The sequence below is a fragment of the Streptococcus oralis genome (assembly GCF_015561235.1).
Lineage (GTDB): Bacteria > Bacillota > Bacilli > Lactobacillales > Streptococcaceae > Streptococcus > Streptococcus oralis_BK.
This window is the reverse complement of sequence record NZ_JADMTC010000003.1, coordinates 36925-53239: the sequence shown is the minus strand read 5'-3', so window position 1 is coordinate 53239 and position 16315 is coordinate 36925. Positions and strand designations below refer to the sequence as shown.

At 44.0% G+C, this 16315-nt stretch carries 20 protein-coding genes; 2 read left to right on the top strand and 18 right to left on the bottom strand.

Annotated features, from left to right (window positions below; all coding sequences use genetic code 11):
• Positions 1 to 69: 69 nt before the first annotated feature.
• From I2H52_RS08535 to I2H52_RS08490, 10 genes are all read right to left on the bottom strand, one after another.
• The gene (locus I2H52_RS08535; protein ID WP_084881324.1) at positions 70 to 894 is read right to left on the bottom strand and encodes a DNA/RNA non-specific endonuclease; all 825 of its coding nucleotides are present in this window, start codon (positions 892 to 894) and stop codon (positions 70 to 72) included.
• Between the two features lie 40 nt (positions 895 to 934).
• Positions 935 to 1129 carry a DNA-directed RNA polymerase subunit beta gene (locus tag I2H52_RS08530; protein WP_000739701.1) on the bottom strand — a complete coding sequence of 65 codons (195 nt, stop codon included), beginning with the start codon at positions 1127 to 1129 and terminating at the stop codon, positions 935 to 937.
• Positions 1116 to 2399: a UDP-N-acetylglucosamine 1-carboxyvinyltransferase gene (gene murA / locus I2H52_RS08525; protein ID WP_195595013.1), complete on the bottom strand. Its 1284-nt coding sequence runs from the start codon at positions 2397 to 2399 to the stop codon at positions 1116 to 1118. The genes I2H52_RS08530 and murA overlap by 14 nt, the downstream gene beginning before the upstream one ends.
• 23 nt (positions 2400 to 2422) lie before the next feature.
• Positions 2423 to 2653: a DUF1146 family protein gene (locus tag I2H52_RS08520; RefSeq protein ID WP_002892633.1), complete on the bottom strand. Its 231-nt coding sequence runs from the start codon at positions 2651 to 2653 to the stop codon at positions 2423 to 2425.
• Between the two features lie 55 nt (positions 2654 to 2708).
• Entirely contained in the window at positions 2709 to 3746 is a 1038-nt protein-coding gene (locus I2H52_RS08515) for a SepM family pheromone-processing serine protease (RefSeq protein WP_057489243.1), read from the bottom strand.
• Positions 3730 to 4218, bottom strand: coding sequence for a pantetheine-phosphate adenylyltransferase (coaD, locus tag I2H52_RS08510; RefSeq protein ID WP_070534891.1), 489 nt, complete (start codon positions 4216 to 4218; stop codon positions 3730 to 3732). The genes I2H52_RS08515 and coaD overlap by 17 nt, the downstream gene beginning before the upstream one ends.
• Positions 4208 to 4747 (bottom strand): 16S rRNA (guanine(966)-N(2))-methyltransferase RsmD, encoded by a 540-nt coding sequence (rsmD, locus tag I2H52_RS08505; protein WP_000706946.1) that lies wholly within the window; start codon positions 4745 to 4747, stop codon positions 4208 to 4210. The genes coaD and rsmD overlap by 11 nt, the downstream gene beginning before the upstream one ends.
• 64 nt (positions 4748 to 4811) lie before the next feature.
• Entirely contained in the window at positions 4812 to 5804 is a 993-nt protein-coding gene (asnA, locus tag I2H52_RS08500) for an aspartate--ammonia ligase (protein ID WP_000747998.1), read from the bottom strand.
• A 109-nt stretch (positions 5805 to 5913) separates the two neighbouring features.
• The gene (locus I2H52_RS08495; RefSeq protein WP_001076870.1) at positions 5914 to 6597 is read right to left on the bottom strand and encodes a Bax inhibitor-1/YccA family protein; all 684 of its coding nucleotides are present in this window, start codon (positions 6595 to 6597) and stop codon (positions 5914 to 5916) included.
• A 54-nt stretch (positions 6598 to 6651) separates the two neighbouring features.
• Positions 6652 to 7392, bottom strand: a complete 741-nt coding sequence (locus tag I2H52_RS08490) for a TrmH family RNA methyltransferase (protein WP_195595011.1) — start codon at positions 7390 to 7392, stop codon at positions 6652 to 6654.
• A gap of 33 nt (positions 7393 to 7425) precedes the next feature.
• On the opposite strand from I2H52_RS08490, the gene I2H52_RS08485 reads away from it, so the two are divergent.
• Together I2H52_RS08485 and yidC are read left to right on the top strand one after the other, a co-directional pair.
• Positions 7426 to 7704 (top strand): acylphosphatase, encoded by a 279-nt coding sequence (locus I2H52_RS08485; RefSeq protein ID WP_195595009.1) that lies wholly within the window; start codon positions 7426 to 7428, stop codon positions 7702 to 7704.
• A 77-nt stretch (positions 7705 to 7781) separates the two neighbouring features.
• Positions 7782 to 8711, top strand: a complete 930-nt coding sequence (gene yidC, locus I2H52_RS08480) for a membrane protein insertase YidC (protein ID WP_007522396.1) — start codon at positions 7782 to 7784, stop codon at positions 8709 to 8711.
• A gap of 72 nt (positions 8712 to 8783) precedes the next feature.
• Here yidC and pflA read toward each other — a convergent pair whose 3' ends face one another.
• From pflA to rsgA, 8 genes are all read right to left on the bottom strand, one after another.
• Positions 8784 to 9578, bottom strand: coding sequence for a pyruvate formate-lyase-activating protein (gene pflA / locus I2H52_RS08475; protein ID WP_007522398.1), 795 nt, complete (start codon positions 9576 to 9578; stop codon positions 8784 to 8786).
• A gap of 121 nt (positions 9579 to 9699) precedes the next feature.
• Complete coding sequence (locus I2H52_RS08470; protein WP_195595007.1) at positions 9700 to 10956, bottom strand: diaminopimelate decarboxylase; 1257 nt, start codon at positions 10954 to 10956, stop codon at positions 9700 to 9702.
• 66 nt (positions 10957 to 11022) lie between these two features.
• Positions 11023 to 11850 carry a pur operon repressor gene (gene purR / locus I2H52_RS08465; protein WP_195595005.1) on the bottom strand — a complete coding sequence of 276 codons (828 nt, stop codon included), beginning with the start codon at positions 11848 to 11850 and terminating at the stop codon, positions 11023 to 11025.
• 105 nt (positions 11851 to 11955) lie between these two features.
• Entirely contained in the window at positions 11956 to 12897 is a 942-nt protein-coding gene (locus tag I2H52_RS08460) for a 3'-5' exoribonuclease YhaM family protein (RefSeq protein WP_195595003.1), read from the bottom strand.
• Positions 12887 to 14143 (bottom strand): DNA recombination protein RmuC, encoded by a 1257-nt coding sequence (gene rmuC, locus I2H52_RS08455; protein ID WP_195595000.1) that lies wholly within the window; start codon positions 14141 to 14143, stop codon positions 12887 to 12889. Before rmuC ends, I2H52_RS08460 begins: the two co-directional genes overlap by 11 nt.
• A gap of 1 nt (position 14144) precedes the next feature.
• Positions 14145 to 14807 (bottom strand): thiamine diphosphokinase, encoded by a 663-nt coding sequence (locus tag I2H52_RS08450; RefSeq protein ID WP_195594998.1) that lies wholly within the window; start codon positions 14805 to 14807, stop codon positions 14145 to 14147.
• Complete coding sequence (rpe, locus tag I2H52_RS08445) at positions 14770 to 15426, bottom strand: ribulose-phosphate 3-epimerase (RefSeq protein ID WP_045616493.1); 657 nt, start codon at positions 15424 to 15426, stop codon at positions 14770 to 14772. Before rpe ends, I2H52_RS08450 begins: the two co-directional genes overlap by 38 nt.
• A gap of 10 nt (positions 15427 to 15436) precedes the next feature.
• The gene (gene rsgA, locus I2H52_RS08440) at positions 15437 to 16315 is read right to left on the bottom strand and encodes a ribosome small subunit-dependent GTPase A (protein WP_045616494.1); all 879 of its coding nucleotides are present in this window, start codon (positions 16313 to 16315) and stop codon (positions 15437 to 15439) included.

Genomic DNA, 16315 nt, shown 5'->3' with positions numbered 1-16315 from the left:
CATTTAAATAAAGAACTACTCCCCTGCCTCTAGAAGACAAAGGAGCTATTTTTATTGTATCTATTGTTTCTAATCCGTCACTGTTACTTGACCCGTTTGGTAATCAAGCTGGATTCCCTTTTGAACATTGGGGATTAGGACATTGAATTCCAATTCGCCATCTGAAGACTTGGCTTCGATTTGTGAAGCGGATGGAACTAGGTCCTCATTTGTCGCATAGTGGAGCGTCACGCGATAACGGACCCTCTTATTTTGGTCCAAGGCTTTTCTGACCAAACTCTCATAGTAGTTCTGACCTGTCGAATCCTCAGCCTGTGCTTGGTTGGCCCAAGCTGTCTGGACTGCAATGTTCTTGGGGTTGCTGGTAGAGGCATCAAAACCGTCCAAACCACCTATCAAGGCATAGCCCAGCAGGTGTCCTCTATCAACTGCATGTGTATAGACTCCCTTTAGATTCTTGACCTGATGCCATCCTGGTGGCGTCCAGGAGGTTGAGCCGTTGCCTGTTTCTTCACGATTTTTATACTGCCGAGTCGCTTTGGATAAGATGGCATTGGCAACAGTTGGGACTGTTTCTTTTCCAACTATCTTTGTTTTATTATCCGCATAGGGTTTGCTGGAAACCTTGGCATCTAGATTGGTTTTATTGCCATTGACAATGAAGGCCCCTGCTCCATTCCACTCAAGATCACCCTTGATTTGGTTTTTGATTGACTCAGTTAAGACACTTTCAGCTAGCTCCTGACCGGGAGCTTCTGAAGCTTGTTTTTTCTGACTAACCTTGGTTCTAGGGGTGTTTGGCGCTGTCTGCATCTGCTTGATGTAGTAGCTTCCAGCAGCCAAGAGTAAGAATAGAAGTAACCCTATCAGAGCTTGTCTTGTTTTTTTGTCCATTTTTCTCCTTATTTCTTTAGAAAAAGACTGGTCTCCCAGTCTAATTTCCTGTAAATTTGCTAATCAATTCCTGCCACTTTGCTGGAGACAAGATAGCCCATGGATCCTGTCCCTTTCCTAGGATACCATAGCCAACCATCAAGCCGATTCCTAAAGCCAGAAAGCCTAGCAATAGTACGATAAAAATCAACAGTAAACGACGGAGTACATAGCGTAAGTTTTTATTCTTCTTCATCATTTGCCTCGATTCGCTGAATCTTCGCTCCTAACTGAGCCAATTTCTCATGGAAACGGTAGTAACCCCTATCAAGGTGGACTAATTTACCAACAACTGTTTCTCCCTGCGCCACCAGACCTGTCAAAATCAAGGCAGCACTGGCACGAAGGTCCGTTGATAGAACTTCTGCCCCCTGTAAAGCCTGTCCCCCAACAATACGAGCTGTGTCACGGATAATCTCTGAGTGCAAGCCCATACGGCGCATTTCCTCCAAGTGTTGGAAGCGATTCTCAAACACTGTTTCCACCATGGTGGATTCCCCTTTTGCGACTGTCATCAGAGCTGTAAATTGCGCCTGCATATCTGTTGGGAATCCTGGATGTGGTAAAGTTTTTACATGAACAGCCTTGAGATTTTCAAGTTGAGAACGAACACGGATGCCTTCTGATTCCTCTGTCACTTCAACGCCCATTTCAAGTAGTTTTGAAATCAAGGGGCGATTGTGTTCCCATACTGCATCGCGAACGAGGACATCTCCGCCAGTCATGGCTGCAGCCACCATAAAGGTTCCGGCTTCGATACGGTCCTGTACCACATTGTGGGTCGTACCATGGAGTTCCTCAACACCAGTCACTGTGATTGTTTCGGTACCAGCTCCCTTGACCTTGGCTCCCATTTCATTAAGGAGAATAGCAAGGTCAACAATTTCCGGCTCACGCGCAGCATTTTCTATCACTGTCACACCGTCAGCTAGAGTTGCCGCCATCATCAGGTTTTGTGTTGCACCGACACTTGGGAAGTCCATGTAGATATGAGTGCCATGCAGGCGTTCTGCCTTGGCTTCTATGTAACCAGCTGTCTGGGTAATCTTTGCCCCCATAGCTTCCAAACCTTTGAGGTGGAGGTCGATGGGACGACTCCCGATGGTGCACCCCCCTGGCATAGAAACTTTGGCATGGCCTACACGAGCAAGGATTGGTCCCAAGACAACGATGGATGCACGCATCTTGCTGACATACTTGTATGGAGCTTCCTCCGTGATATCACCAGTCGCATCAACCTCGACAACATGAGCTTCCTCATCAAAGTCCACCTTGGCATTCAGACCTCGAACCACTTGATTCATGGTGAAAACATCTGACAAGATTGGGACGTTCTGCAAGACTGTCTTACCCTTGCTTGCTAGAATAGTCGCTGCCAACAAGGGCAAGACTGCATTCTTTGCTCCCTCGATCGTCACACTCCCGACCAGACGATTATCCCCGCCTTGAACCACAATTTTTTCCATAGTTGTTTCCTTTACTTTTGATTCTATAATAGTCCTCTAAGTGCTTCTTGCCACAGTTGGTACAAACTGATAAAGAATGAACTCAAGATGTAGCCCATCACAATACTAAAGAAGCCTACCAACAAACGAACCTTTTTTGTGTTAGTAGCGGTCACTTTTAAAACCTTTTCCCATCTCACAAGATCCTTCAAAAGGTAAAAACTCAAATAAATAAAGAGTATATGACTACTTAGAGTGAATAATAATTGAACCATTTGACTATTATACCATCTTATCCGCTTGCGCGCTAGTTTTCAATTTTTCTACGAATTAGGGATTGTTTTTAAGGTAATCAATTGCATCCTGCAAAGTCTTAACGGGAACGATTTTCATCTCTGTTTTAATCGTTTTAGCAGCTTCTAATGCTGTTTCATAGTTGCTTTTCGCATTGGGATCCGCTTTTTTTGCTTCCTCGGTGACTGGATTGTCAGGGGCAAAAAAGACGTTGGCTCCCTGACGAGAGGCTGCAACTACTTTTTTGTCAATTCCACCAATGTCGCCAACATTTCCGTCCCGATCAATAGTCCCCGTTCCCGCAACGATACGACCATTACGAAGACCTGGATCTGCTATCTGGGTGTAAATAGCGAGACTAAACATGAGACCTGCACTTGGCCCGCCGATACCAGCTGTGGAGAAGCGAATTGGAACGTCACTTGTCACTTCCGTACGGTCAATCAAGCCAATCCCAATCCCGTTTTTCCCGTTTTCGAGAGTGATAATTTTACCTTCTGCAGACTTGACTTTTCCGTCTTCTTCATAGGTTACCTTGACCGTATCCCCTAATTGTTGAGAGTTGACATAGTCGACCAAGTCTTTTGAACTGTCAAATGTTTTGTCATTAACAGCCGTCACAGTATCTGCAATGTTCAGAATACCCTTAAAAGTTGAATTGTCCGTCACGGTCAAGACATAGACTCCAAGATACTTGAGTTCGATATCTTTACCAGCCGTCTTCAATCCTTGATACTTGGCCATATTTTGAGAAGTTTGCATGTAAAACTGATTGATCCGCATAAACTCTGCATCAGTAGAGCCACCCGTAGTCTCCTTGGCACTTCTAATATCCGTGAAAGGTGTTAACCAAGCATAGACAAGATGCGATAGGGTTGCGTGTCGAATACCAACTGTTACAAACTGGTAAGCTCCTGCTTCCGTATCCTCTGTTTCATTGACTTTCAAAACTCGACGAATATCTTCCGCTCCACCCGGAACTTCTATGTAGTAAGGTAAAGGTACTACAAAGGCTAAAAAAGTCAATACTAGTGCTAGGATGACATATAAGGGCCATCTAGTTTTTTTCTTCATGTTCTAATTCCTCCACAACACTGTTTGGGACATATTGCTGAATCTCCTGACCAAACTTCAGAAGTTCTCTCACGGCCGAAGAGCTGATATAAAGATGCTCTGGGCAGCTATATAGGTAAATGGTTTCGATTTCTGGAGCCAGTTGATGATTGTAGTAATCAAAACTAGACTCGTATTGCAAGTCGGTGGTATTTCGCAAGCCACGGACAAGGGTTTTAGCCCCCAGTCTTCTTGCAACATCGACGACTAGTTGGTCATGAGAAGCCAGCACCTCTACATTATCTAAATGCGCCACCGCTTTTTCGACTGCTCGTTTACGGTTTTCAACAGGGAGAAAGCCTTGTTTGTGGGGATTGTAGAACACCCCGACATAGAGCTTGTCAAAAAGTTTGCTAGCACGTTCAATCATATCCAGATGTCCATTTGTCATCGGATCAAATGAACCTGTAAATAATCCAATTTTATCTGACATAGACTGTCACCTTACTAATCCCATATATTTTTTCCTTCCAGATGCCTAAGCAGGCGATTTCTTCTGGAAGCTCTACAGATTTATCGGTTTCGCAGACAACCATGACCTCTTCGGAGAAAAGGTTTCTTTCTGCCATTTTTTCGATATCTGCAACGATTTGTTCCTTGGCATAGGGAGGGTCTAAAAAGACCAGGTCAAAGGGACCATTCACTTGCTCCAAGGCCCGTTCAGCCTCCATCTTTAAGAGCTGAAATTTGGAAACTTCCTTGGTCATTTGGATGTTTTCAGCGATGATAGCTTGCGCCTTTCGATCCCGTTCCACTAAGACAGCATGGGACATCCCTCTTGACACAGCTTCAATAGACAGACCACCACTGCCAGCATAGAGATCCAAGACACGACCACCCTCAAAATAGGGACCTATCATGTTAAAGATAGCTCCACGCACCTTATCCGATGTCGGCCTCGTCGTCTTGCCTTCTAGCGTCTTGAGGGGACGCCCCCCATAGATTCCTGATACGATTTTCATACCGTTTATTATACCAAATTATAGGCAAAAAGAGAAAGAAAACCGAACCTTGCGGTTCGATTCTCTACAAAATATTTTCGTACGTATCGCGAACTTCTTGAGGCCAGACACTGGTCTGAACCTCTCCAATGTGTTTCTTACGAAGAAGGAACATGGCCATACGAGACTGTCCGATACCTCCACCAATTGTCAGTGGGAAAAGACCGTTAAGCAAGGCTTTATGCCATTCCAGCTCAAGACGATCTTCGTCTCCTGTAAGAGCCACTTGGCGACGAAGGGTATCCTCATCTACCCGAATCCCCATTGATGAAAGTTCAAAGGCACAACCAAGAGATTCGTTCCAAACGAGAATATCGCCATTCAACCCCTTGTAGCCATTTTCAGACTCTGTTGTCCAGTCATCGTAGTCAGGTGCACGGCCATCATGAGGTTTTCCGTCAGGCAACTCGCCACCGATACCAATCAAGAAGACTGCACCAAACTCTTTACAGATTGCATTTTCACGCTCTTTCGGTGTTAAATCTGGATAGCGTTCCACCAACTCTTCTGTGTGAATGAAGGTGATTTGCTTTGGCAAGATGGATTCGATATCATAGCGGGCTTCTACGGCTAGCTCTGTCAGACGAATAGCCTTGTAAATCTTCTCAACGGTTTCTTTGAGATAGGCGATATTGCGTTGACCATTTGGGATAACCTTCTCCCAGTCCCACTGGTCCACATAAACTGAGTGGGTCGCATCAAGCGAATCTTCGTCTGGACGAAGGGCCTTCATGTGAACAAATAGACCCTCACCTTCACCGAAACCAAAACGAGCCAAGGTGTGGCGTTTCCATTTGGCAAGTGAGTGAACGACTTCATAGGTTTCATCTGGAATCTGCAAAACCTTGACAGATACTGGATTTTCGACACCTGACAGGTTGTCCTGCATCCCATCTCCGACCTTGCTCAAGATAGGACCTTGAACTTCAACAACTTCTAACTTATCTTTCAAATACTGGGTAAAGGTATTTTTAACAAAGGAAATTTCTTCTTGTTGATGAATAAAACTTTTCTTCATAAACAGCTCCTCAAAAATTAGTTAAAAGCATTATACACCTATTTCCAAGAAAAGAAAAGAGTAAATAAGAAAAAGTCAGTGCTCTTTTGAACACTGACTCTGACATTCATTAATCGTTTCGACCAAAGATTCGTAAGATGCTAAGGAAGAGGTTGATAAAGTCTAGGTAGATGCTAAGCGCCATTGAGATGACCCATCCTGTCGCTACTTGTCCTCGTGACTGTTCATAAACATAGCGAATCTTTTGGTTATCCCAAGCAATCAAACCTGAGAAGACCAAGACCATGGCAATACTAATCATGTAGTCAAAGAAGCTATTGGCTAAAAATAGATTCACAACCATGGCAATGATGAGACCAACAAGCGCCGCCATCAAAGCTCGGCCCATTCCACTCAAATCTTTCTTAGTGAAAATTCCGATTGCCGCCATGACAAAGAAGAGAAGGGCGCTGGATACAAAGGCTGATAAGACGGTCCCAGGTGTATAGAAGGCTACGACAAAGCTAAGGGTAAAACCATTTAAAACAGAATAAACTAAAAATACTGGGAGAGCTGCTGGGCTATTTTTTGCAGCCATGCTACTTGCAACAAAGACTAGAGCAAGTTCTGCAAAAGTTGCAATCATCAACCAGAGACGGCCATGCATTAAAAAGTAGACTAATTGGGACTGAAAGACTGTCAACATCAAAGCTGACACGAGAGCTGATAGGCCAATCCCAAGCCCCACAAAGGCATAAACCTTAGCGTAAAATTGATTGAGACCTGAACGTTCTTGAATAATCGTTTGATTCATTCTGATTCTCCTTTTTCTATAAATATGTCTTGATTATAACAAAGATTTTATAAATCAGCTAAAATAAAACATCAATATACCTGCGGCAACCGCCACGTTGAGACTTTCTGCCCGACCTTTCATGCCAATATGAACCAGCTGCTCAGCACTCTCAACCATGGCAGGACTAATCCCCTGTCCTTCATTTCCCATGACTAAGGCAAAGTTTTCTAGGGGAGAAAGCTCACGATAATCCTTGGAATCTCTCGATAAAGTCGTTGCCAGAATGGGCAAGTTGCTCTTCTTTGCCCCTTCTACAAAAGCGGCAACAGGCATCCGATAGATAGGCAAATGAAAATGACTGCCTTGCATGGAACGCAGGGCCTTGAGACTGTAGATATCTGCTGACTTATCTGAAACAATGACTCCTGTAAAACCTGTCGCATCCGCCGTCCGAATCATGGTGCCAACATTACCAGGGTCTTGGACATCCTCTAAAAACAGGAATTTCCCCTGATGGAGATCAGGCAGCCCTACTGCTTCTTTTTGAATCACTGCAACAATCCCTTGAGGGGTTTGCGTATCTGCTAAATCTAGCAAGACTTCTTCAGACACCCAAACCGTTTGCGGAAAAGCGGTTAGCTGGTCTCGGTAACTTTCTAAGGCAAAAATCTTCTCAATCGTCACTCCTGCTTGAACAGCTTCTTCAAATAAGTGCCATCCCTCAATCAAATAAGCAGACTTTCGATATTTTTTTTGATGCAATTTCTTAGCATTTTTTACCACAGAATTGGCTTTAGAGGTTATAATAGTCATAGAAGTATTATAACACAATCAAAGGGGTTTGGTATGCAAAAGGTTAGAATGATTGCTCAAGGCAGGGTGCAGGGTGTTGGTTTTCGCTGGGGTGTTGTTACTCTAGCTCTTGAAATCGGTGGCATCACTGGTCGTGTCTGGAATAACGACGATGGCACAGTGGAAATTCTTGCTCAGGCAGAGTCCTCTGCCACTATGGCAAAATTTATCCAAGAAATCCGTAAAGGTCCAACGCCTTTTTCAAAAGTTACCTATCTGGATGTACAAATGAGCAACTTTTCATCCTATCCAGACTTCAAAGTCGCAAATTAGGTCTCTAGAACTATTGTATATTTTACAAAAAAACAGTAGAATAGAAAGGTATAATTTTTAAAGAAGGAATGAAAACATTGAAATCTATTAAACGTTTTGCCCTCTCTGCTATGGGAGTGGCTATGCTACTCGTCTTGACAGGCTGTGTCCAAGTAGACAAAGCAACAGGACAACCTACTGGTTTTATCTGGAACACTATCGGATCGCCTATGGCAGAGGCTATCAAGTACTTCGCTACTGATAAAGGTCTAGGCTTTGGTGTTGCTATCATTATCGTAACCATTATCGTGCGCTTGATTATCTTGCCACTTGGTATCTACCAATCATGGAAGGCAACGCTTCACTCTGAAAAGATGAATGCCCTCAAACATGTCCTTGAACCACATCAAACACGCCTTAAAGAGGCAACAACTCAGGAAGAAAAACTAGAGGCTCAACAAGCTCTCTTTGCTGCACAAAAAGAAAACGGCATCAGCATGTTCGGTGGTGTAGGATGCTTCCCTATCCTCATTCAAATGCCTTTCTTCTCTGCTATCTACTTTGCAGCCCAATATACTGATGGAGTATCTAGCTCTACCTTCTTGGGTATCAATCTCGGTTCCCCAAGTATGATCCTTGTCGCCTTCGCTGGTATCCTCTACTATCTCCAATCACTCCTTTCACTTCACGGAGTAGAAGACGAGATGCAAAGAGATCAACTCAAGAAAATGATTTACATGAGCCCACTCATGATTGTCGTCTTCTCCCTCTTCGCACCAGCCAGTGTGACACTTTACTGGGTTGTCGGTGGTTTCATGATGATTCTCCAACAGTTCATTGTTAACTATGTTGTTCGTCCAAAACTTCGTCAAAAAGTACGTGAAGAATTTGCCAAAAATCCACCAAAAGCAAGTTCAGCATCAACTACAGGCGGGCGAAAAGATATCACTCCTAACCAAGCAACTGCAATTACGACTACTAAGAAACATAAAAAACGTAATGCTGGTAAACAACATTCTAGAAAATAAGGTAACGGCTTAGCTGAAAGGCTAGGCCTTTTTTGCATTACAAAAGCCTGATGTTCCCATCAGGCTTCTTTTTTATCCATGTACACGTTTCATATAGTCTTGATAGCTTTCTGTATCCATGAGTTTTTTGGCATTCTTGACACGATCTGCTGTTGGTGGTTTTACCCCTTCAAGTGAGTATGGAATTCCAAGTTCACGCCACTTGAATTCTCCCATAGTGTGATAAGGTAGAATTTCAAACTTGTCAACGTTTTTGAGGGTTTTGACGAATTTGCCGAGTTCAATCAAGTCCTCATCTCTATCTGTCAAGCCTGGAACCAGCACATGGCGAATCCACACAGGTTTCCCAATATCTGATAGATATTTTGCACAGGCCAAGATATTTTTATTAGTTTGGCTGGTAACGATTCTGTGTTGTTCGTCGTTGATCTCCTTGATATCCAAGAGAACCAAATCTGTCACTGCCATGAGTTTATTAAACTTTTCGAGATAACGTGGTTTATTACGGAATGGAAGGGCACAGGTATCCAAGGTACAGTGGATTCCTTGTTCCTTAGCCTTGGTAAAGAGGGCAATCAAGAAATCAATCTGTAAGAGGGCTTCTCCTCCACTGACAGTGATTCCTCCCTTGTCTCCCCAGAATCCACGGTAGCGAAGGGCTTCTGACAAAACATCGTCTACTGTCCGTCTTCGTGATTTATTGGTCTCCATAGCCCATGTATCGGGGTTATGGCAGTACTGGCAACGCATCTGACAGCCCTGCAAAAAGACAATAAACCGAATCCCAGGGCCATCTACCGCCCCAAAACTCTCTGTCGAATGCACCATTCCTGTCACTTGTCCATAGTCAATTGTTTCTTCAGACATATCGTCACCTTCCTTGAAACCGTTTTATAGTTTTATTATATCACGAGTAAGGTGAAAAACAAGGTTTTTTTGTCTATTTTTTAGAAAGCAATCTGTTTTTCACTTTCATTTTCAATTTCTTTTAATGATCCGATTCAAAATCAAAACCATACAAGGTTGCGAAATAGTCCTCAGGGCGCTCTGCACGGCGGATTTGGCGGGCTTTCCCTTCTTCGGTATAAAGGATTTCTGCCGAGCGTAGTTTGGCATTGTACTGATAACCCATGGAGAATCCATGTGCACCTGTATCATGAATTACCAGCAAATCACCGATTTCTGTATGAGGTAGTTCGCGATTAATGGCAAATTTATCATTGTTTTCGCAGAGTGAACCGACCACGTCTACCACCTCATCAGGTCCATCTGGATGGGTCAGATTAGTGATATGGTGGTAGGCTCCATACATGGCTGGGCGCATCAGATTGACTGCTGAGGCATCCACACCCAGATAGGTACGGTAGGTTTTCTTTTTATGAGTAACTTTGGTGACGAGAACTCCGTGAGGTGCCAGCATAAAACGGCCCAATTCAGTGAAAATCTTGACCTGACCAAGACCTGCCGGCGTAAGAACTTCTTCATAAACCTTACGCACACCTTCACCAATCATCGCAATATCATTTGGCTCTTGGTCTGGGCGATAGTTGACACCAATCCCGCCAGAAAGGTTAATAAAGTCCAGTGAAATACCCAATTTTTCTTTGATTTCCACAGCTAATTCAAAGAGCTGACGGGCCAACTCTGGATAGTAGAGATGGGTCACGGTATTGGATGCTAGGAAGGAATGAATCCCAAAAGTCCTAGCTCCTTTTTCCTTCAAAACAGCAAAGGCTTCAAAAAGCTGATCCTTGGTCATACCAAACTTGGCCTCCCCAGGATTGTCCATGATGTCTGTTCCTAATTCAAAAACTCCGCCTGGATTGTAACGACAAGAAATGATTTCTGGGATACCTGTAGCTCGCTCCAGATGTTCAATGTCTTCAAAGGCATCCAAGTTAATAGTTGCACCTAATTCATGGGCATAAGCGTACTCTTGGTCTGGCGTATTGTTAGAAGAGAACATGATCTCAGAACCGGGAAAATCCAGTTTGTGGCTCATCAATAGCTCCACATAGCTGGAACAGTCCACACCACAACCTTCCTCTTGGAGGATTTTCAAGATGGCTGGTGTTGGGGTGGCCTTAACTGCAAAATATTCCTTAAAGCCCTCGTTCCAGGAAAAAGCTTGGTTGACTGCTCTTGCTTTTTCACGAATCCCCTTCTCATCATACAAGTGGAAGGGAGTCGGGAACTCTGCAACAATTGTTTCTAAATCTTCACGGCTGATAAATGGTGTTTTCATAAGCATCCTTCTATTCTGTTTGCAAAGAAAGGCTGGGACAAGCGTTCCAACCTTTAGTTCTATCTCTTATTTGTCTTCGTCAAAGATATTTCCAATCTCGACATCGATGGATTGGTTCTTGACATCAATATTGGTTACTTTCAAGAGTGATTTGTAATCAAACTGTTTTTCACGTTCTTCTTGAGCATTGTCTGCAAAGACTGCAACACCAGCCAATTCTGAATCAAACTCACACAAGAGACTAATCATCCCGTTGACAGTTCCTCCACCTTTCAAGAAGTCATCCACGATCAAGACACGGCTTCCTGCCTTGAGGCTACGTTTTGAAAGGAACATTTTCTCAATACGGTCACCGCTGGAACCTGAAACATAGTTGACGCTGACCGTTGAACCTTCGGTAATTTTCAAGTCACGGCGCACAATGACAAATGGAACATTGAGGACATTGGCAACTGCATTTGCGAGTGGCACACCTTTTGTTGCTACTGTCATAACGGCATCGATTTTTTGGTCCATAAAGCACTTGGCAATGATGCGCCCAATATTTTTCAAAATGACAGGTGTACTGAGCAAATCAGACAGGTAGATATATCCACCTGGCAAGATGCGGTCGCTTTCTGAAAGTTTGTCACGCAAGTCTGCGATCATTTCTTTGGCTTCATGACTAGAGATTGATGGTGTAAAGATAACGCCACCACCTGCTCCAGTCACAGTCTGAATATGGCCGATTTCAATTTCCTCAAAGGCACGCTTGATAATCACGATATCCTCTGAAATCGATGATTTAGCAGATTCGTACTTTTCTGCAAAGGTGTTGAGACTTGTTAGTTTGTATGGATTATTAATCAAATAGTTGGAAATGACAACCATCCGATCACTTCTTCTTAATTTCATTTTTATTTACCATTCCATTTAATTTTGATATTTTATCCATTATACCACATTCACATAAAAAAACGAACATTATTGCGTAAAAAAATGCTCGTTTTTCTTAAATTATTAATCTAAATCTGGTTTATAGAAGGAACGATTGTCCATAGCGAAGATTTTATTGGTCATCTCTCCTTTGTCCACCAAAGCTAGAGCTGTTGACATCATCATCATGTTGGCATCTAGATTGTCAATCATATGGATAATCTCTGCCTCCATAATGCGTGGACGGACTGGACTTCCATACTCCAGTAAGCCATGGTGACTAAGGATGACATGGCGCAGTAGCACCACTTCTTCTCTAGTATCATCGATACCTAGTTCCATGACTGTCTTGGTAATTTCACTATCGATGAGAGCGATATGCCCAAGGAGATTTCCTCGCACTGTGTACTCCGTCTGGTCTGGTCCCGTCAACTCAATAACCTTGGCCAAGTCATGCAACATAATTCCCGCATAGAGGAGGCTCTTGTTGAGCTGAGGATAGATCTCGCTAATGGCATCTGCCAAACGCACCATGGTTGCTGTATGATAGGCCAAACCCGTTTCAAAGGCATGGTGGTTGGTCTTGGCAGCTGGATAGGAGTAGAATTCCTTATCATACTTGGTGTAGAGATTTCGGACAATTCGTTGCCAAACAGGATTTTCTATTTTGAAAATCATTTGCGACATATAGTCACGGATTTCCTTAACATCGACTGGTGACTTGACCTTGAAGTCAGCTGGATCATTGGGTTCCCCAGGCTGAGGTAAACGAAGCGTGATTTGATTGACTTGAGGAGTATTATTGTACACTTCTCTGCGCCCTTGCATGTGGACCACTTTCCCTGCAGTAAAGGCCTCAACGTTATGAGGCTGAGCATCCCAGAGTTTTCCTTCAATCTCGCCACTATCGTCTTGGAAGGTAAAGGCTAGGTAGTTTTTCCCAGCTCGTGTCTGTCTCAGGTCAGCTGATTTGATCAGGTAAAAACCTTCAAACAGCTCATCTTTTTTCATGTGACTAATCTTCATATTCTTCCTCATTTTCTTGGAAATGGAGTAGATCAAGCGCAGGCTCACCTTCTGATAACTCAATGTGACGGAGCGTCCGCTCAATAGCTGTGGTGCGACGGTTTAATAATTCATCAATATTGCCAGAGGCATGTTGAAGATGTTTTTGTGCCTTAACCAAAATCCCCCCGAACTTGCCAAACTCAGTCTTAACGCTAGCAAGGGTCTTACTGATATGGTCGGCACTCTTTTGGATATTGAGAGTCTTGAAGCCAACTGATAGAGAGTTAAGCAGGGCTGATAGGGTACTTGGTCCTGCAACGATAATCTGCTCCTCCCGTCTCAAATCATCAAAGAAGACCGGATTTCGAACGATTTCTGAATAAAGACCTTCTGTCGGAACAAACAAGACTCCAAAATTGGTCGTCCGAGGTGGCGCCAGATACTTGCTCTTGATATCCTTGGCAAAGCGCTTGACGCTAGCTAGGAGTGACTTGCGACAACGTTCGATTTCGTCCTTGTCACCTGCTTCATAGGCTTCTTCTAGGCGGTAATAATCCGCCAGTGGAAACTTGGAGTCAATCGGCAAATAGACATATTCCTGGTCGCCTTGGCCAGGTAACTTGATGGCGTACTCTACTCGCTCGCTAGAGTTTTCAACCGTTGCGTATTCTCGTTCGTACTGGGCTGGTGTCATGATGTCTTCGATGATTTGCCCCAGTTGCAATTCACCTAGAATCCCTCGCGTCTTGGTTCCAGATAAGACCTTATTAAGCGTACCGACATCTCGCGCAACAGTCTGCATTTCACCTAGGCCACGATTGACAGATTCTAGTTGCTTGGAAACTGTCTCAAAAGAGGCCTGCAAGCGCGTCTGCAAGGTCTTTTCCAGTTTTTCCTCGACCGTTTGGCGCATTTGTTCTAAGCGTTGGTCATTTGATTCCTGCAAGGCTTGGAGGCGTTGGTCAGTCTTATCTCTGGTTTGGAGGAGGTTCTCATTCATCTCCTGCCGAACCTGAGTCAGACCTTGGTGCAACTCCATTCGCACTTCTTGCAAACGGTCGCTGACAGCCACTTCCAAGTCTTTTTGATCCAGCTGACTGGCTTGCCTAGCTTGGTCAAAACGATAATCCAGTTGATCTGAAAGATTGTCTGCCTGATCCTCCAAACTCTTGCTTAGGTGTTTCTCTTGCTTATCTTGCCTTTGCCAAATGAGAAAGAGTCCAGCTAGGTTGGCAATTAATAATAGTAATAATACAGTCTCCATCCTACCTCCTGTCCTTGCTATGCAGCACGACGACATAGCCATCTGGGCAAGTCACCGAAACTTCCCTATCTATATATTCGTTAGAAGCGTATACTTTTTTAAAGAAAAAATTTTCCTCTGTCAACTCATACTTGGCACCAAGAATGGTCAACTGACTATCCCGAACCGGCATAAAGGCTAGATAGTCATAGTCTGAACGGGGCTCTAGTTGACTGGTCCCTTCTGGACAATAGCTAATCACATTTTGCCCATCCTCAATCGCTATCTGACGCATATAGGGTGCCAACTTGGGATTGCTAGGTAGAAAAACATTGGCCAGCATGTGGTCGATCCGACCACCAAGAGCACCGAAAATAGTCACCTGAGCCTGAGGATTTTGCTCAAAGATGGTTAAGAGAGACAATTCCAAATCTGTATCATTTTTTTCTGGTCTCGCCTGGACAAAATGCTGGGCATTTTTTTGAATTACCTGTCGCTCTTCTTCAGTGACAGAATCAAAATCGCCAACTGCTAGATTTAGAGGAAGGTCTTCCTCCAAGACCCAAAGCGAGCCTCGATCCACACCGACAAAGCAATCAAAATCCGTCCGGTAGTGACCTCGGTCTCCGCCTGCAAAAACGGCAACTCTAGTCCAGTTGTTTTCTGAGAGTTTGTACTCGCTCATTGACATCTCCCTTAAAGACATAGGAACCTGCTACAAAAACGGTCGCACCAGCTTCTTTAGCCTGAGCAATGGTCTGATCATCAATCCCGCCATCCACTTCGATTTCAAAGTTCAAGCCTTTTTCCTCACGAAGGGCAACCAACTCACGAACCTTATCCATAGTTTCAGGCAGAAAAGCTTGTCCCCCAAATCCAGGGTTAACTGTCATGACTAAAACTTGGTCAATTAGATGAAGGACGTGCTTGATCGCCTCCACAGGTGTCCCAGGATTGATGACAACCGAAGGTTTAACACCGAGAGAACGAATCTTTTGAAGAGCACCATGGATATGAGGTGTCGCTTCAACATGGATGCTGATGATGTCAGCTCCTGCACGCGCAAAGTCTTCTAAGTGGTGTTCTGGATTTGCTACCATCAAGTGGCAGTCAAAGACCATCTTACTATGAGGTCGAAGACTTTCGACTACACCTGCACCAAAGCTGATCTGAGGTACAAAGTGACCATCCATAATATCGATATGGGCATATTCTGCCCCAGTTGCTTCTAGGCGTTTGATTTCACGTTCAAAGTTGGCATAATCTGCTGCCAGAATTGACGGAGCAATCTTGTATTGAGACATAGGTTTCTCCTTATTTTGGAATTTTTTTGCTGACTTTTTTATAGGTTTCTCTGCGATTTTCAATCTCACTGAGGAATTGTAGGTAGTTGTTAAAACGGAAGCTAGCAATGATACCTTCCTCTACTGCTGGCTTGACTGCGCAGGACGGTTCATGGGTATGGGTACAGGTACGGAATTTACAGTCCCGACTGACACTAGCAATCTCTGGAAAGGCCTGATTAAGGTCTTCCGCCGTTGACACTTCATAGTCCAGTGATGAAAATCCTGGCGTGTCCGCGATTTTACCCCCATTGAGGTTATAAAAACTAACAGCTCGAGTAGTATGGCGACCGCGACCTAGACTGTCTGAGATTTCTCCTGTTTCAAGATTAAGGTTCGGTGCGATTTTGTTGAGGAGGGTTGATTTTCCAACACCTGTCTGTCCCATAAAAACCGTCACTTTTCCTGTTAACAAAGGCAAAAGTTCTTCTTTACTAGTCACAAAATCGTAACCAATAGCACCATAAGTCTGCTGGTAAAAATCCAGTTCCCCTCTATCTTCCAGTAGGTCCATCTTGGAAATATAGACGATGGGATGGATGCCCTTGTGTTCCAAAAGAACCAAGAACCGATCCAGCAAGTTGCTGTTGAAGTCCGGTTCCTTGATGGACATGATCACCACGGCTTGGTCAATATTGACAATAGGCGGACGAACCAGGCTATTTTTCCGTTCGTGAATCTTGAGAATGTAACCTTCTGAATTTTCCTCCGCAGAAAAGTCTACCCAGTCCCCGACGTAGGGTATATGACCTTTTTTACGAAAATTCCCGCGCGCACGCGTCTGGTAAACTTGACCCTCACTCTCCACATAGTAGAAGCCCGCCAAGGCTTTAATGATTTGTCCCTGCAT

Bases quoted from the DNA above. Each gene is read 5' to 3' on its own strand.
- rsmD (WP_000706946.1), bottom strand. From the start codon at position 4,747: ATGAAAATCGTATCAGGAATCTATGGGGGGCGTCCCCTCAAGACGCTA.
- I2H52_RS08520 (WP_002892633.1), bottom strand. From the start codon at position 2,653: ATGGTTCAATTATTATTCACTCTAAGTAGTCATATACTCTTTATTTAT.
- I2H52_RS08450 (WP_195594998.1), bottom strand. From the start codon at position 14,807: ATGAGCGAGTACAAACTCTCAGAAAACAACTGGACTAGAGTTGCCGTT.
- murA (WP_195595013.1), bottom strand. From the start codon at position 2,399: ATGGAAAAAATTGTGGTTCAAGGCGGGGATAATCGTCTGGTCGGGAGT.
- asnA (WP_000747998.1), bottom strand. From the start codon at position 5,804: ATGAAGAAAAGTTTTATTCATCAACAAGAAGAAATTTCCTTTGTTAAA.
- I2H52_RS08535 (WP_084881324.1), bottom strand. From the start codon at position 894: ATGGACAAAAAAACAAGACAAGCTCTGATAGGGTTACTTCTATTCTTA.
- I2H52_RS08460 (WP_195595003.1), bottom strand. From the start codon at position 12,897: ATGAAGATTAGTCACATGAAAAAAGATGAGCTGTTTGAAGGTTTTTAC.
- pflA (WP_007522398.1), bottom strand. From the start codon at position 9,578: ATGTCTGAAGAAACAATTGACTATGGACAAGTGACAGGAATGGTGCAT.
- I2H52_RS08530 (WP_000739701.1), bottom strand. From the start codon at position 1,129: ATGAAGAAGAATAAAAACTTACGCTATGTACTCCGTCGTTTACTGTTG.
- purR (WP_195595005.1), bottom strand. From the start codon at position 11,850: ATGAAATTAAGAAGAAGTGATCGGATGGTTGTCATTTCCAACTATTTG.
- I2H52_RS08495 (WP_001076870.1), bottom strand. From the start codon at position 6,597: ATGAATCAAACGATTATTCAAGAACGTTCAGGTCTCAATCAATTTTAC.
- I2H52_RS08485 (WP_195595009.1), top strand. From the start codon at position 7,426: ATGCAAAAGGTTAGAATGATTGCTCAAGGCAGGGTGCAGGGTGTTGGT.
- rsgA (WP_045616494.1), bottom strand. From the start codon at position 16,315: ATGCAGGGACAAATCATTAAAGCCTTGGCGGGCTTCTACTATGTGGAG.
- coaD (WP_070534891.1), bottom strand. From the start codon at position 4,218: ATGTCAGATAAAATTGGATTATTTACAGGTTCATTTGATCCGATGACA.
- I2H52_RS08470 (WP_195595007.1), bottom strand. From the start codon at position 10,956: ATGAAAACACCATTTATCAGCCGTGAAGATTTAGAAACAATTGTTGCA.
- I2H52_RS08490 (WP_195595011.1), bottom strand. From the start codon at position 7,392: ATGACTATTATAACCTCTAAAGCCAATTCTGTGGTAAAAAATGCTAAG.
- rmuC (WP_195595000.1), bottom strand. From the start codon at position 14,143: ATGGAGACTGTATTATTACTATTATTAATTGCCAACCTAGCTGGACTC.
- I2H52_RS08515 (WP_057489243.1), bottom strand. From the start codon at position 3,746: ATGAAGAAAAAAACTAGATGGCCCTTATATGTCATCCTAGCACTAGTA.
- rpe (WP_045616493.1), bottom strand. From the start codon at position 15,426: ATGTCTCAATACAAGATTGCTCCGTCAATTCTGGCAGCAGATTATGCC.